Below are 323 nucleotides of genomic sequence, written 5' to 3'. Positions count from 1 at the left end.
AGTCTGGATGCTTCTCCATAGAGAGCCTTCAACGGGCCAAAAAGATCAAATACAAATAGCAGAACACCCAACACATAAGCCAAAGAAAGCGCACCGCTCTGTTCCAACACAATAGACAGACCGAAAATTGCCGCAATACCAATACCGTAAAGGATATTCAGCCCCATTGTCCACGGGGTCATTTTCCGTTCAAAATCAAGCGATGTATTTCTGGAACGTTTGAAATTGCCGGACAGTTCTTCGGATTTTTCTCCAAGCAGGTTATAGCTCTTAATAACACCAATGCCCTCCACAAAAGACAGCACCGCATCGGTCAGCCGTTC

Annotated in this window: 1 pseudogene; it reads right to left on the bottom strand. The window is 45.5% G+C overall.

Going from position 1 to position 323, the window contains the following annotated elements:
- A pseudogene (locus LIQ05_RS19565) lies at positions 1–323 on the bottom strand (ABC transporter ATP-binding protein); the annotation flags it as partial.

It is taken from the genome of Blautia glucerasea, assembly GCF_020537505.1.
In the GTDB taxonomy this organism is placed as follows: Bacteria; Bacillota; Clostridia; order Lachnospirales; family Lachnospiraceae; genus Blautia_A.
The sequence above is the reverse complement of the archived record's forward strand: the minus strand, read 5'-3'. Positions and strand labels throughout refer to the sequence as shown.